This is a genomic window from Metallococcus carri (assembly GCF_011440275.1).
Classification (GTDB): Bacteria; Actinomycetota; Actinomycetes; order Actinomycetales; family Dermatophilaceae; genus Metallococcus; species Metallococcus carri.
Genome location: NZ_JAAOIV010000008.1, coordinates 19639 through 43887 on the forward strand (window position 1 = coordinate 19639; position 24249 = coordinate 43887).

Consider the following 24249-nt stretch of genomic DNA (forward strand, 5'->3'; position numbering starts at 1 on the left):
GTGGTGCACCCACTCTAATCTGAGCACTATGAGCGCCCTGCCGACCCATCTGTTCGACGCCCTCGACCATGTCGGCATCGCCGTCGCCGACCTTGACACCGCCATCGCGTTCTACGAGGACACCTTCGCAATGACCTTGGCGCACCGCGAGGTCAATGAAGAGCAGGGCGTCGCCGAAGCGATGATGACGGTGGGCGATCCGGCCGCGCCGCATGCGCACATCCAGTTGCTCGCGCCGCTGACGCCGGACTCCTCGATCGGCAAATTCCTGGACCGCAGCGGGCCCGGCATACAGCAGCTCGCCTATCGGGTCGGCTCGGTCGACGAAGTGTCAAAAGTCTTGCGGGACAAGGGACTTCGCTTGCTGTATGACGACCCGCGGGGTGGCACGGCCGGCAGCCGGATCAACTTCATCCACCCCAAGGACGCTGGCGGCGTGCTCGTCGAACTCGTCGAGCCCGCGGCCTCCCCCGACCCCCACTGATCCACTACCCGAGCGGGCACTCTTCACCGCCCGAGCGGGCACTCTTCACCGCCCGGGTCTCACCTAGCCGGTAGCTACCGGGCGGCGCAGCCGGATGTCGGCGCAGGCCTCGCAGGTCTCCTCCGGAATAACCCCCGCCCGCATCAGCAGGCCGAAGACGAAGCAGCCAGCACAGAACCCGACGATCGACTCCAGGGCTGCGAAGACGGCAAGCACCGCGAGCACGACCGCGGCCGCCGTGCCCAGACCGCTGAGCGCCAACACCGCCGCCGCCACCGAGAAGCACACGCCGACCGCCTGCGCGAAACGCTTCGGCGGCCCCGGCACCAGCTTCGGGGCGCCCAACCGCGGCGAAACGACACGCGTCGCGAACTGTCCGAGCGGGCTAAGGCGCGGGCCCGCGACCACCCGCGCGACGAACCCGTAGACCAGCGGCACCAGCAGCCACCACCAGCCGGTGGCAGCGGTGACCACGCTCATCACCAGCACCCCGGTGGCCACCACGCGGGCCGCCTTCTCGTTGACCGGGTTGGGGAAACCGACGATTGTCATGTCGCAAGCATAAGCGTTGGTATGTCGTCCGATAACGCCGCGTTGCGCACGGAAGGGCCCGCTCGCGCGACGAAATTCTTTCTCGCCGACTCCTCAACGCTCCGATCCCCCTCGCGCGCTCGGAAGATCGGTCGCTTGATCGTCGCCCGGCGACAACTGCCCGCTCGGGCGGTGATGAGTAGCCGCTCAGCGGTAGGAGCCGCGGGGCGGCCGACGATCGCGCGCCGCCCAGCACGTGGTGTGCCAGTGCCGCCGGTCCGAGACATCCCCGAGGCCCTCCGCGGGCCACACCACCACATGCGCGATCGAGGCCGGCAACTGTTGCGAGCAGCCGGGACAGACGTACACCCGGCCCGAGTCGTTGCCGCGCACCGGCCGCACATTCCACCGCTGCCCCGCGTAGCTCTCCACCCGCATCCCGGTCTCCAGGACGCGTGAGATGTCGCCCCGCGAGGGCTGCGGGCGTCGGCGCGGACGGCGCGGCATGTGTCGGCTCAGTCGCGGAACGGCAGCCCGGCCGCGGCGTGTTCGTCGAGCAAGGGCGAGGGCCGCAACCCCGGCTCGCCCGTCTCGTCATACATGTCCTGCAGACCGAGCGAGACCTCCGCGGCACCCAACTGATCGGCATACGCGAACAGCCCCTGCGGATAGCCGCAGCCCGCCGTCATCGCGGTGTCGATGTCCTCGACGCTGGCATAACCCGCATCCAGCATCCGCACCGCGTCGTTGATCTGCGGCAGCAGCAGCGCGTCCACGACCAGGCCGGCGCGGTCGCGCGCGACGATCGTGCGCAGCCCGGCGGCGCGCAGGGTGTCCGCGAGCCGGTCGATCGCCGCGTCGTCGGCGCCGAGCGGGCGGGCGATCTCGGCGATCTGCCCGGCCTTGGTGGCCCCGTGCAGTTGCAGACTGGCCATCTGCGCTCCGTCCTCGAGATAGCCGGTGACCGCCAGCTGCGCCAGTCCGTCGAGGCAGGCGACCACGGCGGTGGCCGGCAGCGCGGCGATCGCCTCGACGAACCACGCGTCGTCCTCGTCCTCGGTCACCTCGTCCCCGACCACGAACGCGACCTCGGCATCGTGCGGCAGGTCCTCGGACGTCCTGCCGTATGCCGTGACGCTCACCCCGCCGTCTCGCAGCACCTTCCCGAGTTCCTCGGCGACAGGCCCCTCGCCGATGATCGAAACGCTTTGTGCCGCAACGGGTTCCGCGGACGGCTCGGGCGCATCGGTCACCGTTCCGGAGCCGGGTTTGTCGTAGTTGTAGAACCCACGTCCGGTCTTGCGGCCCAGGTGTCCCGCGGTGACGAGCTGCTCCAGGAGGGCGGGAGGAGCAGCGGAAGGCTCCTTGGTGGCGGCATACAGGACGTCGCAGACCTCCTTGACCACATCGAGGCCGATCAGGTCGGCCAGGGTGAGCGGACCCATCGGCAACCCGAGACCGATCCGTGCCGCGTCGTCCAAGTCCTCGCGGCTGACATGCCCGGTCTCGTAGGTGCGGATCGCGCGAGCGAGATAGGTGATGAGCAGCGCATTGGCGACGAAGCCCGCCCGGTCGCGCACGACGACCGGCTGCTTGCCGAGGCGCTCGGCGAGCGACCGCACGGCCTCGACCACCTCGTCGTCGACGAGCACTGTGGTGATGACCTCGACGAGTTTGAGCACCGGCGCCGGGTTGAAGAAGTGCATGCCGACCACCCGCTGCGGGTGCTTGGTCGCGGCCGCGATTGCGGTCAGCGACAGGGAGGAGGTGTTGGAGGCGATGATCGCGTCTTCGCGCACGATTTCGTCGACCGAGGCGAAGATCGAGGTCTTGATCTCCAGGCGCTCGGGCACCGCCTCGATCACCAGGTCCACCGGCGCGAGGTCGGCGAGTTCGGCGCTGAAGGTCACCGCCTCCAGCGCGGCATCCCGGGCGCTCTGCTCCAGCCGGCCACGCTCGACGGCGCGGTCGAGCGAGCGAGTGAGGAACCCCTTGCCACGCTCGGCGAGCTCGGGCGAGCCGTCCACGGCGATCACCCGCAGCCCCGCCTTGGCGAACACCTCCACGATGCCCGCACCCATGGTGCCGAGGCCGATCACACCGACGGTCTGGATCTCAACGGTCATGCCAGGAAGTTTCCCAGACCGCGATCGCGCGTATCCTGCCGCCCGTGCGAGTGGTGATTGCGGAGTGCAGCGTGGACTACCTGGGGCGGCTGACCGCCCACCTGCCGCTCGCGACCCGGTTGCTCATGGTCAAGGCCGACGGTTCGGTGCTGGTGCACAGCGACGGCGGCTCCTACAAGCCGCTGAACTGGATGTCGCCGCCGTGCTCGATGGCCGAGATCGCACCGACCGAGGACGAGACCGAGGAGGGCGTGCAATCGGTCTGGCTGGTGCAGCACGCCAAATCCGAGGACCACTTGCGCATCCGCATCCACCGGGTGCACCACGACAGCGCGCACGACCTCGGCATCGACCCCGGCCTGGTCAAGGATGGCGTCGAAGCGCAACTGCAGGCGCTGCTCGCCGAGCACATCGAAACCCTCGGCACCGGCTACTCGCTCATCCGCCGCGAATATATGACCGCGATCGGCCCGGTCGACATCGTCTGCCGAGACGCGACCGGCATGACCGTGGCCGTCGAGATCAAGCGCCGCGGTGACATCGACGGCGTCGAACAACTCACCCGCTACCTCGAGCTGCTCAACCGCGACCCGCATCTCGCGCCGGTCACGGGCGTCTTCGCCGCCCAGCTGATCAAGCCACAGGCGCGCGTGCTGGCCGAGGATCGTGGGATCCGTTGCGTGACCCTGGACTATGAAGCGCTCAAGGGCATGGACGACACCGAGTCCAGGCTGTTTTGAGTATGCCGACCCGTCGCGTCGCCGTCGCTGCTCCGAATGCCCTTGCGGCACAAGCAGGTTCAGACATCACGCATCTGGGCGGCTCGCCGGTCGACGCGGCGATCGCCGCGATGCTGGTGACCTATGTCAGCGAGCCCGGCGTCGTCTCGGCCCTCGGCGGAGCCTTCGTCAACGTCTGGCCCGCCGACGGTGATCCGGTCGTCATCGACGCCAACTGCGAGATGCCCGGGCGGGGCCTGCCGCAGTCGCGCTTCGGCCACGGGATGCTCGAGCTCAACCTCGCCTACGGCGGTGGCATCACGATCTTCGCGGGCGCCGGATCGGCTGCAACGCCAGGCGCGTTCGCCGGTTTTGCCGAGGCACACCGCCGGTTCGGGCAGGTGCCGTGGCGGGCCGTGTGCGAACCGGCGATCAACGTCGCGCGCCAGGGCTATCGGCTGGGCTCGGCGGCGGCGTCATACCTGCAGATCGTCGGGGAGGCGCTGTTCGGTTTCGACCCGCAGACCCGCGCCGCCTATTTCGTCGACGACGCGCCGGCCGACACCGGCGCGCTGATGCGCTCACCCGAACTCGCCGACGCGCTGGAAGTCATTGCGACACAAGGCGTTTCAGCGCTGTATGGCGGCGAGCTCGGTCGCGCTCTGGCCGACCAGATGGACGCCGAGGGCGGGTTGATCACGCTAGCCGACCTCACGGCATACCGGCCGATTGCGCGCAGGGCGACGCAGGACGCACTCGGTGAGTGGCGCACGGCCACCAATCCCCCACCCTCGATCGGCGGCCCGGTGCTGGCGACCATGCTGCGACTGCTGCAGCGACGCGGCAGCTCCCCAGAGGAGATCCTGCGCATCCAGCGCGAGGTGGGCAGCTATCGCAGCGACCGCCTCGACGTCGCCGAGGACCTCGAGGCGGCGGGTGTCGAGCTGCTGAAAGCGTTGGAGGGCAACGACCTTCGCACCCTGCCCACCTCCAAGGACACCGCGCACGTCTCAGTCGTCGACAGTGACGGTATGGCGTGCGCGGTCACCTCCTCGGCCGGGTACTCCTCCGGCATCACCGTCCCGGGCACGGGGTTGGTGCTCAACAACTGTCTCGGTGAGCCCGAGCTCAACCGGCGCGGCTTCCATGCGCTGCCGCCCGGCACGCGGATCGCCTCCAATATGGCGCCGACGACCGCTCGGCACCGCGACGGCCGGGTGCTCGCGGTGGGCAGCCCGGGTGCGGACCGCATCACCACGGCGCTGATGCAGGTGCTGGCGCACTACTGCCTGGAGGAGCGACCCCTGCAGGAATCGGTCGATGCGCCCCGCCTGCACGTGCGCCCGGGTGACGCGTTCGTCATCGACACTGAGCCCTATCCCGCTGCGGCACAGGCGCTTTCGGCATCCGACGCCACGATCGTCGAGCACGACCCGCACTCGATGTACTTCGGTGGCGTCGGCGCCGCGACGCTGCTGCCGGGTGGTGAACTCCAGGCTGCGGCGGACCCCCGCCGCGCGGCCGCCACCGCGGTCGGCTGAATTTCGAGGCGCGCCTGCCGCAACCGGCGAAAGAACCGCCTAGGCCGGGAGGGAGGTGCTCGCCGAGCTGTGGGCGTCGGTGTGCCAGAGCACCCGGTGCAGGCCGGTCACCCGCAGCAGCCGCAGCGTGCGCGGTGACAGCGAGGTGAGCACGAGTTTGCGCCCGCCGAGTTGCATCCGGTGATGGGCACCGACGATGACCCCGAGGCCGGTCGAGTCGCCGATCTCGCAGCAGGTCAGGTCGAGAGTGAGTTCGCCCTGGCCACCGGCCTCGGCATGCATCAGCACCGCGCGCAACGCCGCCGCGGAGCGATGGTCGATCGCTCCTTGCACGAGCACGACCCGCCCGGGCACCGTCTCGGTCGCCCGAAAAACCGGCAGCGCTCGCAGCACCGCCTCACGTGCGTACAGCGGCATACCCACCTCCCCATTGGCGTGCCATCTATTGATGCACGCGGGGCCCGGATCCGGCCAGGCGCCACGCCGTGGCACGATCGAGCTCATGGTCATCCTCAGCCGCATTTACACCCGCACCGGCGACCAGGGCACCACGGCGCTCGGCGACTTCAGCCGGACCTCCAAGAACGACCCGCGGCTGGTGGCCTACGCCGACACCGACGAGACCAACAGCGTCATCGGTGTCGCGATCGCCTCCGGTGACCTCGACGACGAGGTGACGACGGTCCTCACCCGGGTGCAGAACGATCTCTTCGACGTCGGCGCGGACCTGTGCACCCCACTCGTGGCCGAGCCGGAGCACCCGCCGCTGCGCGTGCTGCCGCAATGGATCGACCAGATCGAGGCCGATTGCGACCGCTTCAACGAGGACCTGGAGCCGCTGCGCTCGTTCATCCTGCCGGGCGGCTCGATCGGCGCCGCCCACCTGCACGTGGCCCGCACCGTCGCCCGCCGGGCCGAGCGCTCGGCCTGGGCGGCGATCGAGACCTACGGCACCGATGAAGCGCCGGCCGGGTCCGCCAAGGGCGTCGGCGGGGTCAACCCGCTCACCGCGACCTATCTCAACCGGCTGTCCGATCTGCTCTTCCTGCTCGGCCGGCATGCCAACCTCGCGCGCGGCGGCGACACCCTGTGGGTGCCGGGCGGCGAACGCGGCTAAGCCAGGTGCACCGTGCTGCCCGGCGGCGCCGACTCCGACCACGACCGCAGCACGGTGTAGTCCGAGGACGCCATCGCCAGCCGCACCGTGCCCTCGCTCGTCACGGCCTTCACCGCCACCGGGTCCTGCAACACCGCGGGTGGCCTCGGCGCCGGCGGCATCGGCGCGCCGAGCTCCAGTTCGCCCCGCTGCCAGGTGTGTGACGGCCGCACGCTGAGCCCGAGCACGGGGAACCATTCGACCTTCGCCGAGCCGATGCGCGCCATACCGACATGCCAAGCGCCCGCCGGATCGGCGGGCGCGAGAGCGATCAGGACGACGTGTCGGTCGTGGGTGAGGTACCACCGCCGCACGACGATCCACGCCAGGGCGACGATGACACAGACGACGAGCAGGCCAAGGACGACTTCGGAAGACTTCAGGAAGTCACCCACCGGCCGATCGCTTCCCTACGAGGCGGAGCCGGACTCGATCTGGTCGGCGACGACGGTGACCCGGTTGTGGTCGACGGAGATGAAACCGCCACTCACCGTGAGCGCCTGGCGCTCGCCATTGGTCGGGTCGATGCGCACCTCGGCGCCATCGGCGAGCACCGACAGCAGCGGGGTGTGCTGCGGCAGGATGCCGAGCTCGCCCTCGACCGTGCGGGCGTACACCGAGTTGGCCTCGCCTTCCCAGACCTTGCGGTCAGCGGCGACGACATCGACCTGCATGCTGCTCACGAGCGCTCCCTGAGGTGTCCAGACCGGCGAGCGGTCATGGGCGGTGGATTCCGTGCAGTCTACCGGGCGCGAGCCGGTGCCCCGACCAGGCGTCCTCCCGTATGCCGGGGGCTGCACCCGGTCGGCGTGGCCGGCGAGCGCCTCAGCCCACCACGACGATCGCGAGGGGGGTCTGCTCCGATCCCTGGCCGAGCGGGTTGTCGGCGAACATCTCCTCGAACCGCGACCGGTCGCCCGGCACGTCGGCGCCGAGGACATTGCGGCCGATGTCGTTGGCGTCCATGACGATGGTGCCGGCGAATCCGGCGCGATAGGCCTCCGGCGCGCGCGCCCGGATCTGCTCCGACAGCCGCGCGGCGACCTCGTCGGGGTTTTTCGGCGCCAGCTTGGCCGAGACATTGCTCGGGTAGGCGGAGTATTCGGTCGGCCCGTCGATCGCCCGGATGTCGTTGCCGACGAGCTCGTAGAACATCCCGCGCTTGCCGAGCACCTTGCCGACCGCTCCGCCGGCGCTGGCGTAGAGCACGCGCGGCAGCCCGGCCTCCTGGATCGCCAGCTGCATGGTGAACGGCGAGCCGAGGCCGATGCCCGCCGGGGTGCGGGTGACATATTTGGACAGGATCCGCGCCGGCTTGCCGACATTGATGTCCCAGATGAAGTAGGACCGCCCCTGGGTGATCGCGATGATCTTCTCGGAGATGAACAGATACCACTGCTTGCCCTGCAGCGCCGCGGCGTGCTCGGGGTCGGCCTGCAGCTGGGCGAAGAACCGGTCGACGGTCGCGGTGACGAAGCCGTCGAGGTCGGTGTCCTTGTTCACCAGGTCGGTGCGCAGCGGATAGCGCCGCACCTGCTCGCCGCTCGCGGTCACCAGGTCGAGCTGCTTGTCGGCGTTCGGCTCGAGGTCGGTCTTGATCCGCGGCTGCGCCTGCACCGCCGGGTCCGGCTCGTCGAAGAACTCGCGCAGCCACAGCTCGACGTTGAGCAACCGCCAGAAGGTCATCGAGTCGATGCCGTTGGTGCCCTTGATCCAGCCCTCGAAGGCGTGCAGCACCTCGTTCTGGTCGAAATACGGGCGGTTCGCAAAGGACTCGGAGAGGAACACGCCATAGAAGTAGTTCTTCAACCGCATGAACCACTCGCCCTGCGGCGTGGTGAAGCCGATCTTGTTGCGGCGCCGGTTGATCGACTCCGGCAGCAGCCCGCGGGTCGCGTCGCGCAGCACCCGCTTGTTCCAGCCGTCCTTGATGATCGCCTCGTCGGACAGGCTGAAGATGAACTTCACGACCTCCTTGTCCAGGAAGGGCACGCGCCCCTCCAAGGAGAACCGCATGGTGTTCTTGTCCTCGTAGCGCAGCAGCGACGGCAGCGAGTTGTGGAACAGATCCTGGATCAACCTCAGCTTGAGGTTGGACCCCTCGACCGGGAAACGCTCGTCGGCATACGGGCTCGCCCAGGTGCTGTTGAGCAACTGCGTGACCGGTATGACGGTCTTGCGCTTGAGTTTGTCCTGCAGCTTGAACCGGCCGAGCCGGTAGATGACGTCGAGGCTCTTGGACAGCTCGAGCGCGGCGGCCTTGGCGCCCTGGGCGCGCAACTGGCGCAGGTAGACGAAGTAATAGGGGATATAGCCGGCCATCATCTCGTCGGCGCCCTGGCCGTCGAGCAGCACGGTGACATGCTGGGTCGCCTCGCGCATCACCTGGTATTGCGCGTAGGGACCCGAGGAGATCAGCGGCTCCTCCTGGGTGCGGATGAAGTCACGCAGGTCGGCCTTGAACTCATCGGCGGTCGGCTTCACCTTGTGCGCGTCGACCTGACCGCGGCAGATGTCGAGCACGGCGTCGACATACTGCTCCTCGTCGTTGAGGCTGCCGGGGAAGACGGCGGAGAAGGTGTTCTGCTGCGCACCCACCGCTTCCTTGGTGGTCTCGTCGCCGGCGTTGAGCAACTGGTTGATGATCACCGCGACGGCGCTGGAGTCCAGGCCTCCGGACAGGCTGGTGCCGACCGGCACCTCGGACTGCAGCCGCAGCCGGACCGCCTCGATCAGCCGCGCCTTGTAGTCGGCGGCCGCGGCATCGTTATACGGCCGCTGTTCACGGGCGAGCTCGGCGAGTTCCTCGCGCAGCCGGGTGAACGGCTCGCGGCGGGTGCCGCTCGCGTCGATGGTGAGCTGCTCGCCCGGCTCCAGCCGCTCGATGCCGGCGAAGAAGGTCTCCCGGCCGTCCTCGTGGATGCGAAAGCGCAGGTAGCGGTAGAGCGTGCGCTCGTTGACCGCCTTCTCATACAGCCCACTCGCCAGGATCGACTTGATCTCCGAGGCGAAGACGAAGGTGTCGCCGCACTGGGCGAGGTAGACCGGCTTGATGCCGAAGTGGTCGCGCGACAGCGTCAGCCGCTGCTCGGTCGCATCCCAGATCGCCAGGCCCCACATGCCGTTCAGCCGGTCGAAGGACGCTGCCCCCCACTGAGCGAAGGCGTGCAGCACGACCTCGGTGTCGGAGTCGGTGGTGAAGCTGACGCCGAGTGCTTCCAGCTCCGCGCGCAGGTCGAGATAGTTGTAGACCTCGCCGTTGTAGACGATCGTGTAGCGCCCGTCCGGCGTGGTCATCGGCTGCTGGCCGTGCGCCACGTCGATGATCGACAGCCGGCGATGCCCGAGCCCGACGGGTCCGTCGAAGAAGACGCCCTCGCCGTCGGGGCCGCGATGGATCTGACAGTCGTTCATCGCGCGCAGCATCGGCTCGCTGCCGCCGGGGCCGTAATAGCCGACGATTCCACACATGCCGCCAACCCTAACGGCGCCGGCTGGGCACTCCCGACAGGACACCGCGGCAGCGAATTCGGCGCAAAGTGTTTACAGAGACACCGTGTCGCACTAACCTGATCTTCGTCCGTGACCCAGCGCACACGAGGTGAGCTTCGATGACCGCCACCATCACCCGCAGCACCGCCACCGAGACCGTCGGTGAGCACGCCCAGGCCGGCCAGACCTATTTCGAACGGCTGGAGACGCTGTCCGAGGCGTCGGTGCACCAGCACTTCGACGCCTTCCTCGACATCGACTGGGACCACCCGGACTACGCGATCGACCCCAAGGACCCGCGCTGGAAGCTGCCCGAGGTCGACGTGCTCGGTCGCACCCAGTGGTACCAATCGCTGCCCGAGGACGAGCAGCTGCGCGTCGGTCTCTACCGCCAGGCCAATGTCACCAAGGTCGGCCTGCAGTTCGAGCAGATCCTGATCTCCGGGCTGATGTACCACTCCTTCGGCCTGCCCAACGGCTCGCCCGAGTTCCGCTACGCCACGCACGAGGCGACCGAGGAGTGCCACCACACCCAGATGTTCCAGCAGTTCGTCAACCGGTCCCTGCAGGACGTGGGTGGCGGCACCAAGTTCTTCCAGCTCGCCGGTCCGCTGCTGCCCATCGCGGCGCGGATCGCCCCGGTCCTGTTCTTCTACGGCGTGCTCGCCGGCGAAGAGCCGATCGACCACGTGCAAAAGTCGGTGCTGCGGTCCTCCAGCACCATGCACCCGCTGCTGCAGCGCATCATGCAGATCCACGTCGCCGAGGAGGCGCGCCACATCGGCTTCGCCCACCAGTTCCTCGAGGAGCGCAGCCCGGCGCTGAGCCGCCGCGACCGGGCCCTGCTGTCGGTGCTCGTGCCGATCATCATGCGCTGGCTGTGCGACGAGATCCTGGTGCCGAGCAAGGAGGCCCGCCGGGCCATGGGCCTGCCGGACGATGTCGCCAAGCAGATCTTCTGGCGCGACCCGGAGTCGCAGAAGTTCTTGCGCGACCTGTTCGGTGACGTGCGGATGCTCGCCGAGCGCACCGGGCTGATGAACCCGCTCGCCCGCCGCGTCTGGCGCGCGATGGGCATCGACGGCCGCCCGTCGCGGTTCCGCAGCGAGCCGGCCTCCGCCGCGGCCTGAACCCATGCCGTATGTCGTGACGCAGCCCTGCTGCGCTGATGCGTCCTGCGTGGTCGCCTGCCCGGTCAACTGCATCCACCCGGCGCCCGGCGAGCCCGGCTTCGCCACCGCCGAGATGCTGTATGTCGACCCCGCGGGTTGCGTGGACTGCGGAGCCTGCGTCACCGCCTGCCCGGTCGATGCGATCAAGCCGCACACCAAGCTGGCGCCGAACGAGCTGCCCTTCCTGGAGCTCAACGCCGGTTACTACCGGCAATCGCCCCACGCCGACCGCTCCCCCGTCGCCCGGCTGCCGCGGCAGCGGCGGTTGCGCAGCTCCCGCCCGGTGCGGGTGGCGATCGTGGGTGCCGGTCCAGCCGGCCTCTATGTCGCCGACGAGCTGCTGAAGCACCCCGAGGTCAGCGTCGAGGTCTTCGAGCGGCTGATGACACCGCACGGCCTGGTGCGCGCAGGGGTCGCACCAGACCACCAGCGCACCAAGCAGGCGTCGGCCCTCTTCCGGCACATCGAGGCCGACTCGCGCTTCCGCTATCACCTCGGCGTCGACGTGGGCCGGGATGTCACTCGCGCGGACCTCGCCGCCTGCTACGACGCGGTGGTCTGGACGGTCGGAGCGGCAGCCGACAAGACGCTCGGCATACCCGGGGAGCAGTTGCCCGGATCGCTGTCGGCGACCGCGCTGGTGCGGTGGTACAACGGCCACCCGGACGGACGCGACCTGCCGGTCGACCTCGCCACCGAGCGCGCCGTCGTGGTCGGCAACGGCAATGTCGCCCTCGATGTCGCCCGCGTGCTGACCCGCGACCCGGAGGCCTTGGCCGCCACCGACATCGCCGAGCATGCGCTGAATGCGTTGCGGCACAGCGAGATTCGCGAGGTCGTGGTCATCGGCCGCCGCGGTCCCGCGCAGGCCGCGTTCACCACCCCGGAGCTGATCGGCCTGGCCGGCGAGCCCGATGTCGACGTCGTCGTCGACACCGGCGGGCTGCCGCTGCCCGACGACGAGCGGGGCCGGGTGCTGCACCAGCTCGCGAGCCGGCCGTCTCGGCCCGGCAACCGCCGCATCGTGTTGCGCTTCGGCTGGTCGCCCCTGGCGCTGCTCGGCACCGACCGGGTGAGCGGGGTGCGCCTGGCCAGGACGCGGCTGGAGGTCGATGCTCACGGCATACCGCGGGCGACGCTCACCGACGAGACCGAGGACCTGCCCGTCGGGCTCGTGCTGCGCTCGGTCGGCTATCACGGCCAGCCGGTCGCGGACCTGCCGTATGACGAGGTGACCGGCACCGTGCCCAACGACGCCGGCCGCGTCGCGCCCGGCAGCTACGTCGCCGGCTGGATCAAACGCGGCCCGACCGGGTTCATCGGGAGCAACAAGACCTGTGCCCAGGAGACCGTCGCCAGCCTGCTTGACGACCTCGACGCCGAGGCGATCACCGCACCGCGCCGGGACCCGCGGTTGCTGCTCGCCGACCTGCGAGCCCGCGGGATCACCGTGCTGGACCGCGAGGACTGGTGGGCGATCGAGGCCGAGGAGCGCGCGCAGGGAGCGGCTGCCGGGCGGGTGCGTCGTAAGCTCGTCGACCGAGGCGAGGCCGTGCGCGTGGCTGAGCAGGCGCGGGCCGATGCGACGCGATCGCGGCCCGGCCGACGAGACTATGACAACGATGGAGAGTTCTCTGGAGCCGATCGACGGACGGCAGGTGCGGTGGCAGCGACATAACGCCGACCGCCGGTCCCATGTGCTCGATTGCGCGATCGAGCTGATCGAGGCGGGCGACGCCGGCGCGGACCTCACCATGGCCGATGTCGCCGCTCGGTCCGGGGTCGGGCGCACCGTCCTCTACCGGCATTTCACCAGCCGGGAGGAATTGGACCAGGCGGTCCAGGAGCGCATCGTCGAATTGATCTCGGGTGAGCTGCTGTCGGTCGTCTCCCTCGACGGCACGATCGAGCAGATGGTGCGACGGGTCGTGGGCACCTATGTCATGTGGGCCGCCTCCCATCCGCAACTGCACCGGCGCATCTCTGGCTCGGCGAGTTTCGACAGCACCGGTGCGGTGCGGCTCGGCCTGGACTCGGTCGCGCTCGCGGTCGTCGAAGCCCTGCTCGCCGCCGCCCGCCTGCTGGAGGTCGAGCTCACCAGGACCCAGCGCGCCGGGCTCGAGCCGGTCGCCTTCGGCCTCGCCGGGGCCGTCTTCGGCGCGGTCGGCCGGTGGATGGACGGCGGCGCGCGGCAACCCTCGGCCGAGCAGATGGTGACCTTGGTGTCGCAGACCGTGTGGTTCATCCTCGACGGTCACGCCCGCGCCATGGGGGTGGCGCTGCGCCGCGATCAACTCCTTCAAGAATTGCTCACCTGACGTCCGACCGGTGAGCGGTCTGGGCGAACCCGGTGCGGGCCCGGCCCGCGATAGCTACTGTGCGGTAGGTTTCACCACCCCGACAGCTCGCCGATCCAGGAGGCCGATCGCGTATGCCGAAGTCCCGCGCCTTGATCTTGTCCGCAGCCGCAGCCATCGCGCTGGCCGGTTTCGGCGCCCCGAACGCTGGCGCCGAGACCTCCACCGATGCGCAGTTCTACACCCCGCCCGCGACGCTGCCAGCGCAGAACGGCGCACTGATCCGGCAGGAGCCGATCCCCCTCGCCATCAGCCTCGCGCTGCCCGGGATGTCGGGCCCGCTGCCGGGCAAGGCCACCCGGATCATGTACAAGTCCACCGAGACCACCGGCCAGGCGGTCGCCGTAACCGGCGTCTACTTCGAGCCCACCGCCGCGTGGTCGGGTGCCGGGCCGCGCCCGCTGGTGTCGATGGCGTCGGGCACGATCGGCCAGGGTGACCAGTGCGCCCCCTCACGCAACACCACGACCCCGGTGACCATCAACGAGCAGTCGATCGGCATCAACTACGACCTCGCCAATGTTTACGCCTTGCTGTCGCGCGGTGTCGCCGTGGTGATGACCGACTATGTCGGGCTCGGCACGCCGGACCGCGTGCACACCTATGTCAACCGGGTCGACCAGGGCCACGCCGTGCTCGATGCCGCGCGGGCCGCGCGCTCGGTGACCGGCGCCTCGATCACCCCGACCTCCAAGGTCGGCGCCTATGGCTACTCCCAGGGCGGAGGTGCGGCGGCCTCGGCAGCCGAGCTGCAACCGGCATACGCCCCGGATGTGCCGCTCGCCGGCGCCTACGCGGGCGCGCCGCCCGCCGATCTGCAGGCCGTGCTCGAGAGCATCGACGGCACCACGCTGGCCGGCGCCATCGGCTGGGCGATCAACGGCTTCCTGCAGACCTACCCCGCGATCGCGCCGAAGGTCGACCTCTACACCAATGCCGCTGGCAAGGCTGCCCTCGAGCGGCTGAAGACGATGTGCGTGGGCGACGCCATCGCGAACTACGCCTACCAGCGCACGTCAAGCTGGACCTCGACCGGTCAGCCGCTCGCGCAGATCACCGCGACCGACCCCGAGTTGAAGTCGGTGGTGGACGCCCAGCGGCTCGGCCGCCTGCGCCCGGGTGTGCCGGTGCGGGTGATCAGCGGCACCCAGGACGACATCGTCGACCACCGGCAGGCGCGCCAGCTCGCCGTGGACTGGTGCGCCAAGGGTGCCAATGTCGACTATCTGCCCTACGCCCAGCTCCCCGGCGCGGGGACGAGCGCCAACCACCTGGCCCCGGCGATCCAGGACGAGCAGCTGGCTCAGAACTGGATGATCGACCGGCTCAACGGCAAGCCCGCGGTGTCCAACTGCGCCGCCCTGCCGCTGCTGCCGTAACGCGACCACGCTGCCGCGCCGTCACCGCCCCCTGAGCGGTGACGGCGCGGCTGCTTTCTGGGTCCGGGCAGGCGCCTGGCAGCATCGGCGCATGCTCGGACTCCTCGGTGCGGTGCTCGCTGCCCTCGCCTACGGCACCGCGACGATCCTGCAGGCGATCGGCGTGCGACAGCTCGACGCGCTGCCGGAGCACCCCGGCTGGCCGGCCCGACTGAAGGCCGGGCGGCTGTATGCCGTGGGCCTCGCGCTCGACGGCCTTGGCTTCCTGTTGTCCTTCGCGGCGCTGCGCACCCTGCCGCTGTTCCTGGTCGAGTCGATGCTCGCGTCCTCGGTCGCGGTGACAGCGGTGCTCGCGGTCGTGGTGCTGCACGTGCGGCTGCGCCGAGCCGAGGTCGCCGCCCTCGGGGTCGTCGGCATCGGGCTGGTGCTGCTCGCGCTCAGTGCTCACGAGGGGCCGGGCCGGGCGGTCGGCAGCACCGGTGGCTGGCTGCTGCTCGGTTTCGCGGTCATCGTCGGCGTGCTCTTCGCCCTCGGGTATGCCGACCGCGACCGGTCGCGCTCCTCGGTGCAGCTGGCCGTCGTGAGCGGGCTGGGTTTCGGTGTCACGGGGATCGCCGCCAGGGTGATCGAGCCGGCAAAACCGTTGTGGCACACCATTATTCAGCCGCAACTGTGGGCGCTGATCATCGGTGGCATCGCTGCGGTCGTGGCCTACGGCTTCGCGCTGGACCGTGGCAAGACCACGACGGTCGCGGCGATCACCTTCGCGGTGGAGACGATCGTGCCGGCGGCGATCGGACTGGCCTTCCTCGGCGATGCGATCAGACATGGCCTGGTGGTCGTGGCCGTGCTCGGCTTCGCCGCGACCCTGGGTGGCTGCCTCGCCTTGGCCGGCCGCGCAGAGGTGGACTGACCTCGCGCGGCCCGCCACGAGCCGGCATACGGCAGGGATCAGACGAAGATCATGCCGCCGTCGACGAGGACGGACTGACCGGTCATGTAGTCCGAATCCGGGCCGGCGAGATAGGACACGAGCTTGGCGACGTCCTCACCCGTCGAGACCCGGCCGAGGGCGATGCCCGCCGCCATCGCCTTCATCGACTCCCCCTTGCCGACCTGGTTGATCTCGCCGAGGTCGTGGTCGATCTCCTCCCACATGGTGGTGTCGACGATGCCGGGGCAGTAGGCGTTGACGGTGATGCCGTGCGGTGCCCACTCCTGGGCCGCCGCCTGGGTGAGCGCGCGCACCGCGAACTTCGAGGAGCAGTAGACACCGAGCAGCGGGAAGCCCTTGTGCGCGGCGATCGAGGCTGCGCCGATGATCTTGCCGCCGGTGCCCTGCTCGATCATCTGCCGGGCCGCCTCGGTGTAGCACAAGAAGACGCCCCGGCCGTTGACGGCGTGCACCTTGTCGTATTCCTCCGGGCTGACCTCGAGCAGCGGCTTGGTCTGCGCGATGCCCGCGTTGGCCACCATGACGTCGAGCGAGCCGAGGGCCGCCACGGTGTCGGCCACCAGCGCGCGCACCGAGGTGGGGTCGGACACATCGCCTTGCAGCGCAACCGATTTCACTCCGGCGGCCTCGATCTCCTGCTGAGTCCCGGCGAGCTCGTCGGCCATGGACGGCAGATCCGACACGGCGACATCGTGGCCGTCCTGGGCCAGGCGCAGGGCGATCGACTTGCCGATTCCACGCGCGGCTCCGGTGACGTGAGCGACGGACATGGCATCTCCTCTCGGTGCGAAGACCCTGGGTGGGCCTCGGTCCACCGACCGTCGCAGGCGTGCAGCCGTGCGCGCGACGGTTGCGTGAGGTTGCGATCCCCGGCATAGCTCCCGGCCTTGCAACGCCTCGCAACCCTGGTCGGCCGACCCCGCGCCGCGCTCTGCTAGCAGGCATGACAGTGGCATCCAGTTCACCCACGGTGGGCGTCGTCGCCAATCCGGCGTCAGGTCGTGACATCCGCCGGCTGGTCGCCCGTGCCTCGGTCTTCCCCACGGCCGAGAAGGCCAACATGGTGGTGCGGATGCTGACTGCCTTCGGCTCGGTCGGTGTCGAGCGCGTCCTGCTGTCGACCGATCTCGGGGGTATCTCGGCCGGCGTCCTGCGCGCGCTGAAGTCGCGGGTCGAGGGCGTCGATCCGCCGTGGCCGCAGCTGCATTTTGTCGACGACGACCCGATCACCGGCACCGGCGAGGACACCACCCTCACCGTGCGCCGGATGATCGCCGCGGGAGCCGAAGTCATCGTCTGTCTCGGCGGTGACGGCACCGCCCGGCTGGCTGCCGCCGCGTGCGGTGAGGTGCCCCTCCTGGCGCTCAGCACCGGCACCAACAACGCCTTTCCCGTGATGCGCGAGGCGACGATCGCCGGCCTCGCCGCGGGGCTGGTCGCGACCCACGCGGTGCCGGAACCGGTCGCGCTGCGCCGCGACCTCGCCCTCGAGGTGCGCACAGACGCACGCCGCGAGATCGCGCTGGTCGACGTGTGCGTCGCGGCGGCGCGCCATATCGGGTCCCGGGCGCTGTGGGACCCCGCCGGTCTGCGCACCCTGATCTGCACCTTCGCCGAGCCGGATGCCATCGGCCTGTCCAGCATCGCCGGGCTGCTGTGCCCCTCCCCGCGCCGGCAGGCCAGCGGTGTCCTGCTGGAGCTGGCTGCGCCAGAGTCCGCCCCCGTCGTCGTCCGCGCCCCGATCGCGCCCGGCCTGGTGCTGCCGGTCGGCGTGCGGTCCTGGCGCGAGCTTCAGCCGGGTGACGAGGTCGCGGTCACCGACGCCGGAGTCATCGCGCTCGACGGCGAACGCGAGATCGAACTGCGACCCCGGGACCGCGCCACGGTCAGCCTCACCACCCACGGGCCGCGCGCGATCGACATACCTGCCGTGATGGCGCACGCGGCCTGCGAGGGCCTGCTCACCACCGGCACCCCAGACCTGACCAGCTCGATCAGGAAGAGAAAAGGAGCACCCCGATGACCGCTACGGCAACCGTCCGCACGCAGGAGGGGCTGAGCGCAGACAAGCTGCGCGATGCCTACCGGATGATGCGGACCATTCGAGAGTTCGAGGAACGGCTGCACACCGAATTCGCCACCGGCGAGATCCCCGGCTTCGTCCACCTGTATGCCGGTGAGGAGGCGTCCGCGACCGGCGTGTGCACCCACCTCGACGAGCGGGACACCATCGCCTCGACCCACCGCGGCCACGGCCACTGCATCGCCAAGGGCGTCGACGTCAAGGGGATGATGGCCGAGATCTACGGCAAGGCCACCGGCACCTGCCACGGCAAGGGTGGCTCGATGCACATCGCCGATCTGGCCAAGGGCATGCTCGGCGCCAACGGCATCGTCGGTGGCGGGCCGCCGCTCATCTGCGGCACCGCACTCGCCGCCAAGATCCAGGGCACCGGCGGGGTGAGCGTCGCCTTCTTCGGCGACGGCGCCAGCAACCAGGGCACCACCTTGGAGGCGATGAACCTCGCCTCGGTCTGGAACCTCCCGGCGATCTTCGTGGCGGAGAACAACGGGTATGCCGAGAGCACCGCGAGCACCTGGTCGGTCGCCGCGGACGACATCGCCGACCGCGCGTCCGGCTTCGGTATGCCGGGCGTCATCGTCGACGGGTTCGACTTCTTCGCCGTGCACGAGGCGGCCGGCGAGGCGATCGCCCGAGCCCGCGCCGGCGGCGGACCGACCCTGATCGAGGTGAAGTTCACCCGCTATTTCGGCCACTTCGAAGGCGACCAGCAGACCTACCGCGCCGACGAGGTCGCCCGCGCCCGCGAAGAACTGGACTGCCTCAAGCGGTTCCGCGCGCGGGTCACCGAGACCGGCGAACTGAGCGCGGACGACCTGGACGCCATCGACGCCGAGATCGGCCAGCTGGTCGAGGAATCGGTGGTCGAGGCGAAGGCCGCCCCGCTGCCGACCGAGGCCGACCTGCTCACCGACGTCTACATCAACTACTGACTTGGAGGAATGATCATGGCTCGAATGATCAGCTACCGCGAGGCCATCAACGAGGCCCTCGCGCTGGAAATGCGACGCGACCCGTCGGTCATCGTGATGGGCGAGGACAACGCCGGTGGCGCGAGCGCCGGCAGCCCCGGTGAGGAGGACGCCTGGGGTGGCGTGCTCGGTGTGACCAAGGGTCTGTATGGCGAGTTCCCCGACCGCGTGCTCGACACCCCGATCTCCGAATCGGCGTTCATCGGCGCCGCGGTCGGTGCCGCCACCGCCGGGCTGCGCCCGGTCGCCGAACTCATGTTCATCGACTTCATGGGCGTGTGCTTCGACCAGATCTTCAACCAGGCGGCGAAGTTCCGGTACATGTTCGGCGGCAAGGCGGTCACCCCGGTCGTCATCCGCACGATGTATGGCGCGGGCCTGCGCGCGGCCGCCCAGCACTCGCAGGTGCTCTATCCGCTGTTCACCCACATCCCCGGGCTGAAGGTCGTCGTGCCGTCCAACCCGTACGAGGCCAAGGGTCTGCTGATCCAGGCGATCCGCGACGACGACCCGGTGATCTTCTGCGAGCACAAGGCGCTCTATGACATGCAGGGCGATGTGCCCGAGGGGGCGTACGTCATCCCCTTCGGGGAGGCGAATGTCGTGCGCGATGGTGACGACGTGACCATCGTGGCGCTCGGCCGGATGGTGTCCTACGCCAGCGAGGCCGCCGAGGAACTGGCGGGCACTGGCGTCGACGCGGAGATCATCGACCCGCGCACGACCAGCCCGCTGGACACCGAGACGATCATCGAGAGCGTCGAGCGCACCGGGCGACTCGTCGTGGTCGATGAGTCCAACCCGCGGTGCAGCGTCGCGCGCGACATCAGCGCCATCGTGGCCGAGGAGGCCTTCGGCGCGCTCAAGGCGCCCATCCAGGTCGTCACTGCTCCGCACACGCCGGTGCCCTTCTCCGATGTGCTCGAGGACCTCTACATCCCGAGCACCCAGGACATCGTCAATGCCGTGAAGACCGCGACTGATTGGAAGCGCTGATGAGTGACATCACCAATGTCGTCATGCCGAAGTGGGGCCTGTCGATGACCACCGGCCGGGTCACCGAGTGGCTGGTCGAGGAGGGCGAGGAGGTCTCCGCCGGGGACGACCTGCTCGAGATCGACACCGACAAGATCGCCGGAGCCCTCGAGTCGCCCGCGGGCGGAGTCCTTCGTCGGCAGATCGCCGAGCTGGACGAGCCTGTGCCCGTCGGCGCCACCATTGCTCTCCTTGCTCCGGCCGAGGTGCCGGAGGAGGAGATCGACCAGGCGGCCAAGGCGGCCCGGGAGCAGCTCGAGGCCGGCGCCGTCGAGGAGTCGGCCGGCCCGGAGATCGGCAAGGTCACCGTCGACGGCCGCGAAATCGCTTACGCCCGAATGGGATCCGAGGGCGAGCACATCGTGCTGGTCCACGGTTATGGCGGCGACAAGAACTCCTGGCTGTTCGTGCAGGAGCCGCTGTCGTCGTCATACCTCGTGGACGCGATCGACCTGCCCGGACACGGCGAGTCCACCAAGGACGTCGGCGACGGCTCGCTCGACGTGCTGGCGCAGGCGGTGACCGGCTATCTCGCCGAGCGCGGCATCGAGCGTGCGCACCTGGTCGGGCACTCGCTCGGCGGTGCGGTCGCCATCGCGGCGGCCGCCGCGGCACCGGCACAGGTGGCGTCGCTGACGCTGATCGCACCGGCGGGCGTGGGGCCGGACATCAACGCCGACTACCTGCGCGGCTTCGCGCAGGCCCAGTCGCGCCGCGAACTCCAGCCGCACCTGACCGCGCTGTTCGCCGATCCCTCGCTCGCGACCCGGCAGCTCGCGGACGACCTGATGAAGTACAAGCGGCTGGACGGTGTCGATGCCTCGCTGAACGCCCTGCTCGCCACCCTGCTGGACGGCGACCGGGCCGGCATCGAGGTGGCGCCGCTGCTGAGCTCCACCCGCGTCCCGGTGCGGGTCGTGTGGGGCGAGGCCGACGCGGTGGTGCCGATTTCGAATGCCGAGGGCCTGGCCGACCGCGCGGACGTCACCCGGGTGCCCGACGCCGGGCACATGGCGCACATGGAGCAACCGTCGGCCGTCGTGCGGGCGGTCACCTCGGCGGTCGAGGCGACCCCGGCGCAGCAGCCGGCCTGACGCGCGACATCGCCGGCCCCGGTGGGTGCCCCCACCGGGGCCGGCGGACGCGCGCGCGCTACGAATGTTGCACGATGTTGCAACCGGTCGAGCTGTGGCGACGATCACACCGGCGCTCTATCCTCACCAGAGGAGGTCGAGTGCCCTTGTCCCATTTCAACGCCGTTCGCCCGGGGACCAACCTGTCCCAGTACGCACGCGAACTCACCCGGATCCACGACTGTGTCGTCAGTGGCTCGAGCGCCCCGCAACGGCCGCGGGCGGTGGTCGCGCGTTCCTGGCAGCGGGTGCTGCAGGCCGGCCTGGACGCCTCGCGCAAGAACTACCGCGAGCCGCTCAGCACGCAGGAGGTCCTCCGTCGGCGCAATGCGTCGCCGCTGCGCGGGGTGATCAGCGACCTGCTCGCGGTGATCTCCGGGGTCGCCGATGCCTCCCGGCTGCTGATGGTCGTCGCCGATGCCGAGGGCGTTGTGCTGTGGCGCGCGGGATCGGTGGCGGTGCGCAGTCATGCCGACGCGCTGGGTTTCACCGAGGGCGCCGACTGGAGCGAGAAGCAGGTCGGCACCAACGCCATCGGCACCGCCCTCGCCGAGGCCGCGCCGGTGCAGCTGTTCTCCGCCGAGCACTTCGAGCAGGCCCAGCATCCGTGGTACTGCACCGCTCACCCGATCCACGACCCGCGCACCGGCGAGTTGCTCGGCATCGTCGACGTCAGCGGGCCGGCGCTCAGCCTGCACCCCACGATCGGGGCGCTGGTGCAGACCGCGGTGCGGCTGGCCGAGGCGCAACTGTGGCGGGGCCACGAGGAGCGGCTGGCACGACTGCGTCAATCGGCCGAGCCGCTCGTCGCCGCCACCCGCGGACCCCTGCTCGTGGTCGATGAGCACGGCTGGGTCGCCCATCACCACGGCATCCACGCGCGCGACCGGATCGCGGTGCCGCGCGAAGGCACGGCGCTCACGATCCCCGGCATGGGCATCTGCCTGCCCGAACGCCTGCACGAGGGCTGGCTGGTCCGGCCCGCCGAGGGCGGCCGCGCGATCACCGCCGTGCTCCAGCTCGGCAGCCCGGCCACGCTGGAGGTGCGCTCGGCCACCGACGTATGGCGGATGCCCTTGTCCGAACGGCATGCCGAGGTGATGCAGGTGCTGCATGCCGCCGGACGCAGCGGGATGAGCGCGGGCCAGTTGAGCCTGGCGCTGTATGGCGATGGTGAGCATCTGGTCACCGTGCGCGCCGAAATCTCCCGGATGCGCCGGCAACTGGGCACGCTGGTCGCCACCAAGCCCTACCGCATCGCCGACGACGTCAACCTCACGGTGCTCAGCGAAGCGCTCGGGTGACGCTACCGCCCGAGGCGACCCAGCGCTCCGCCATACGTCTGCACGAGGGCTTCGCCGATCGGGCGGGCGTTGGCCTGCAAAATGTCCAACGGGACTCGCGGCAGGTTCTCCTCCCAGTCCAGCAGGGGTGAACCGCGCAGCTGGAGCATCCGCGCCGGCCGTCCGAACATCCACAGGTGCAGGTGCGCGCCACCGTCGCCGTATTTGGCGATCTGCGCGCGCCCGACGCTCGGGAGTGCCTCGACGCCCGGCATCTCCTCCGCGGCGACGGTGAGGCGGCCGTTCTCGTCGGTCGCCGCGCGCACGCGGGCGTAGTAGTCCTCGATGCTCTCCGGCGCTCGCGTCATAACGCCGAGCCTAGGTCGTGGACTCGGTGCGGCGTCTCGGGGTTTCGACGCGGTCCTCCTTCGTCGGACCTTGCTCAACCACCGAGAAGGCCGCGGTCCTCCTTCGTCGGACCTTGCTCAACCACCGAGAAGGCCGCGGTCCTCCTTCGTCGGACCTTGCTCGTTTCTTGACAGGCGGGCGAGGGCGGTCATCAGGTGATAGGTCAGCAGCACCGCGATGGTGCCGAGCGCGATGCCGGCAAGTTGCACCTTGCCGATCCTCCAGGTGAAGTCGGCGATGCCGATGACCAAACCGACGGCCGCGGCGGTGAGGTTGATCGGGTTGCCGAAGTCCACCCGGTTCTCGATCCAGATGCGCGCGCCGAGCAGGCCGATCATCCCGTAAAGCACGGTGCCCGCACCACCCAGCACGCCGGCCGGCACCGTCGCGATCGCGGCACCGAACTTCGGGCAGAAGCTCAGCAGCAGCGCCCCGAGCGCGGCAATCCAGTACGCCGCAGTCGAATACACCTTCGTGGCGGCCATGACGCCGATGTTCTCGGCGTAGGTCGTCGTGCCCGAACCGCCGCCGAAACCGGCGAGCGTCGTCGCCAGGCCGTCGGCGATCAGCGCCCGGCCCGAGACATCGTCCAGGTCTCGACCGGTCATCTGCGCGACCGACTTCACGTGCCCGATGTTCTCGGCCACCAGCACAAGCACCACCGGCACGAACAACCCGACGGTCGCCAGGTGGAAGGTCGGCGTGGTGAAATCCGGCAGCCCCACCCACCCGGCCGACCGGACGGCGGCGAAGTCGACCTCGCCACGCGCGCACGCGACGGCATACCCGATGGCGACGCCCACCAGGATGCCGAGCCGGCCGAGCAGGCCGCGCCCGAGCACGGTGACGATCGCGATCGCGGCGACGGTGACCACGCCGGTGACCGGGGAGGTCACGAAATTCGCCTTCGCGGCCGGAGCGAGGTTGAGGCCGATCAGCGCGACGATCGCGCCGGTCACCACGGGCGGCATCAGCGCCCGCAGCCAGCCGGCGCCGGCCAGCTGCACCACCAGCCCGACGAGCGCGAGCGTCACACCGGCGAGCACCACGCCGCCGAGGGCGGCCGCCATACCGCCGTCGGACCGCGCCGCCGTGATCGGTGCGATGAACGCGAACGACGACCCGAGATAGGACGGCACCCGGCCGGCGGTCAGCAGCAGGAAGAGCATCGTGCCGATGCCGGAGAAGAAGAGCGTCGTCGCGGGCGGGAAATGCGTCAGCAGCGGCACCAGGAAGGTCGCACCGAACATCGCGACGATGTGCTGGGCGCCGATGCCAATCGTGCGCGGCCAGCTGAGGCGTTCGTCGGGGGCGACGACCTCACCCGCTGCGATCGAGCGACCGTCACCGTGGACGGTCCAGGAGGGGAGGAAGCTCACGAGCCATGATCCTAGAGGTCCAAGTGGTGTTACCTCGCTCTGGTA

The 24249-nt window shown here is 69.8% G+C and carries 24 protein-coding genes; 14 read left to right on the forward strand and 10 right to left on the reverse strand.

Annotation, left to right across the window (positions count from 1 at the left end):
• Positions 1-28: 28 nt before the first annotated feature.
• Positions 29-484, forward strand: a complete 456-nt coding sequence (gene mce, locus G9U51_RS11210) for a methylmalonyl-CoA epimerase (RefSeq protein ID WP_166197018.1) — start codon at positions 29-31, stop codon at positions 482-484.
• Positions 485-547: 63 nt separating this feature from the next.
• On the opposite strand, the gene G9U51_RS11215 is transcribed toward mce, so the two are convergent.
• The 3 genes from G9U51_RS11215 to G9U51_RS11225 all read right to left on the reverse strand — a co-directional run bounded on the left by G9U51_RS11215 (position 548) and on the right by G9U51_RS11225 (position 3141).
• Positions 548-1036: a DUF4395 domain-containing protein gene (locus tag G9U51_RS11215; protein WP_166197019.1), complete on the reverse strand. Its 489-nt coding sequence runs from the start codon at positions 1034-1036 to the stop codon at positions 548-550.
• Between the two features lie 186 nt (positions 1037-1222).
• Positions 1223-1522, reverse strand: coding sequence for a hypothetical protein (locus G9U51_RS11220; RefSeq protein ID WP_166197020.1), 300 nt, complete (start codon positions 1520-1522; stop codon positions 1223-1225).
• Positions 1523-1530: 8 nt separating this feature from the next.
• The gene (locus G9U51_RS11225; protein ID WP_166197021.1) at positions 1531-3141 is read right to left on the reverse strand and encodes a 3-hydroxybutyryl-CoA dehydrogenase; all 1611 of its coding nucleotides are present in this window, start codon (positions 3139-3141) and stop codon (positions 1531-1533) included.
• Between the two features lie 44 nt (positions 3142-3185).
• Between G9U51_RS11225 and nucS the strand changes: the two genes are divergently transcribed.
• Complete coding sequence (gene nucS / locus G9U51_RS11230) at positions 3186-3881, forward strand: endonuclease NucS (RefSeq protein ID WP_166197022.1); 696 nt, start codon at positions 3186-3188, stop codon at positions 3879-3881.
• Between the two features lie 2 nt (positions 3882-3883).
• Positions 3884-5401: a gamma-glutamyltransferase gene (locus tag G9U51_RS11235; protein WP_166197023.1), complete on the forward strand. Its 1518-nt coding sequence runs from the start codon at positions 3884-3886 to the stop codon at positions 5399-5401.
• Positions 5402-5440: 39 nt separating this feature from the next.
• On the opposite strand, the gene G9U51_RS11240 is transcribed toward G9U51_RS11235, so the two are convergent.
• The gene (locus tag G9U51_RS11240; protein ID WP_166197024.1) at positions 5441-5818 is read right to left on the reverse strand and encodes an STAS domain-containing protein; all 378 of its coding nucleotides are present in this window, start codon (positions 5816-5818) and stop codon (positions 5441-5443) included.
• Positions 5819-5903: 85 nt separating this feature from the next.
• Between G9U51_RS11240 and G9U51_RS11245 the strand changes: the two genes are divergently transcribed.
• Entirely contained in the window at positions 5904-6518 is a 615-nt protein-coding gene (locus tag G9U51_RS11245; protein WP_166197025.1) for a cob(I)yrinic acid a,c-diamide adenosyltransferase, read from the forward strand.
• Here the strand turns inward: G9U51_RS11245 and G9U51_RS11250 are convergent.
• The 3 genes from G9U51_RS11250 to asnB form a co-directional block, all read right to left on the reverse strand.
• Positions 6515-6952, reverse strand: a complete 438-nt coding sequence (locus tag G9U51_RS11250; protein ID WP_166197026.1) for a DUF2550 family protein — start codon at positions 6950-6952, stop codon at positions 6515-6517. The genes G9U51_RS11245 and G9U51_RS11250 overlap by 4 nt on opposite strands.
• A gap of 15 nt (positions 6953-6967) precedes the next feature.
• Positions 6968-7231 (reverse strand): F0F1 ATP synthase subunit epsilon, encoded by a 264-nt coding sequence (locus tag G9U51_RS11255; RefSeq protein WP_207948255.1) that lies wholly within the window; start codon positions 7229-7231, stop codon positions 6968-6970.
• A 151-nt stretch (positions 7232-7382) separates the two neighbouring features.
• Positions 7383-10028, reverse strand: a complete 2646-nt coding sequence (asnB, locus tag G9U51_RS11260; RefSeq protein WP_166197028.1) for an asparagine synthase (glutamine-hydrolyzing) — start codon at positions 10026-10028, stop codon at positions 7383-7385.
• A 140-nt stretch (positions 10029-10168) separates the two neighbouring features.
• Here asnB and G9U51_RS11265 point away from each other — a divergent pair, with 140 nt between their 5' ends.
• The 5 genes from G9U51_RS11265 to G9U51_RS11285 all read left to right on the forward strand — a co-directional run bounded on the left by G9U51_RS11265 (position 10169) and on the right by G9U51_RS11285 (position 15870).
• Positions 10169-11179: an AurF N-oxygenase family protein gene (locus tag G9U51_RS11265; protein WP_166197029.1), complete on the forward strand. Its 1011-nt coding sequence runs from the start codon at positions 10169-10171 to the stop codon at positions 11177-11179.
• A 4-nt stretch (positions 11180-11183) separates the two neighbouring features.
• Positions 11184-12899, forward strand: coding sequence for an FAD-dependent oxidoreductase (locus G9U51_RS11270; protein WP_166197030.1), 1716 nt, complete (start codon positions 11184-11186; stop codon positions 12897-12899).
• Positions 12844-13539: a TetR/AcrR family transcriptional regulator gene (locus tag G9U51_RS11275; RefSeq protein WP_166197031.1), complete on the forward strand. Its 696-nt coding sequence runs from the start codon at positions 12844-12846 to the stop codon at positions 13537-13539. Before G9U51_RS11270 ends, G9U51_RS11275 begins: the two co-directional genes overlap by 56 nt.
• 113 nt (positions 13540-13652) lie before the next feature.
• Positions 13653-14957: a lipase family protein gene (locus tag G9U51_RS11280; protein WP_166197032.1), complete on the forward strand. Its 1305-nt coding sequence runs from the start codon at positions 13653-13655 to the stop codon at positions 14955-14957.
• 91 nt (positions 14958-15048) lie between these two features.
• Positions 15049-15870: a hypothetical protein gene (locus G9U51_RS11285; protein WP_166197033.1), complete on the forward strand. Its 822-nt coding sequence runs from the start codon at positions 15049-15051 to the stop codon at positions 15868-15870.
• Between the two features lie 38 nt (positions 15871-15908).
• On the opposite strand, the gene G9U51_RS11290 is transcribed toward G9U51_RS11285, so the two are convergent.
• Positions 15909-16682: an acetoin reductase gene (locus G9U51_RS11290; protein WP_166197034.1), complete on the reverse strand. Its 774-nt coding sequence runs from the start codon at positions 16680-16682 to the stop codon at positions 15909-15911.
• A 173-nt stretch (positions 16683-16855) separates the two neighbouring features.
• Between G9U51_RS11290 and G9U51_RS11295 the strand changes: the two genes are divergently transcribed.
• The 5 genes from G9U51_RS11295 to G9U51_RS11315 all read left to right on the forward strand — a co-directional run bounded on the left by G9U51_RS11295 (position 16856) and on the right by G9U51_RS11315 (position 22438).
• On the forward strand, positions 16856-17935 hold the full coding sequence (locus G9U51_RS11295; RefSeq protein ID WP_166197035.1) for an ATP-NAD kinase family protein: 1080 nt from the start codon (positions 16856-16858) through the stop codon (positions 17933-17935).
• Positions 17932-18927, forward strand: coding sequence for a thiamine pyrophosphate-dependent dehydrogenase E1 component subunit alpha (locus G9U51_RS11300; protein WP_166197036.1), 996 nt, complete (start codon positions 17932-17934; stop codon positions 18925-18927). The genes G9U51_RS11295 and G9U51_RS11300 overlap by 4 nt, the downstream gene beginning before the upstream one ends.
• Positions 18928-18942: 15 nt before the next feature.
• The gene (locus G9U51_RS11305; protein ID WP_166197037.1) at positions 18943-19962 is read left to right on the forward strand and encodes an alpha-ketoacid dehydrogenase subunit beta; all 1020 of its coding nucleotides are present in this window, start codon (positions 18943-18945) and stop codon (positions 19960-19962) included.
• A complete protein-coding gene (locus G9U51_RS11310) occupies positions 19962-21095 on the forward strand; it encodes an acetoin dehydrogenase dihydrolipoyllysine-residue acetyltransferase subunit (protein ID WP_166197038.1) in 1134 nt (377 codons plus the stop codon). The genes G9U51_RS11305 and G9U51_RS11310 overlap by 1 nt, the downstream gene beginning before the upstream one ends.
• A 140-nt stretch (positions 21096-21235) precedes the next feature.
• Positions 21236-22438: a GAF domain-containing protein gene (locus G9U51_RS11315; RefSeq protein ID WP_328823444.1), complete on the forward strand. Its 1203-nt coding sequence runs from the start codon at positions 21236-21238 to the stop codon at positions 22436-22438.
• Positions 22439-22440: 2 nt separating this feature from the next.
• Here the strand turns inward: G9U51_RS11315 and G9U51_RS11320 are convergent, their stop codons facing one another.
• Together G9U51_RS11320 and G9U51_RS11325 are read right to left on the reverse strand one after the other, a co-directional pair.
• Entirely contained in the window at positions 22441-22785 is a 345-nt protein-coding gene (locus tag G9U51_RS11320) for a hypothetical protein (protein WP_166197039.1), read from the reverse strand.
• A gap of 117 nt (positions 22786-22902) precedes the next feature.
• Entirely contained in the window at positions 22903-24204 is a 1302-nt protein-coding gene (locus G9U51_RS11325; RefSeq protein ID WP_328823445.1) for a uracil-xanthine permease family protein, read from the reverse strand.
• Between the last annotated feature and the right edge of the window lie 45 nt (positions 24205-24249).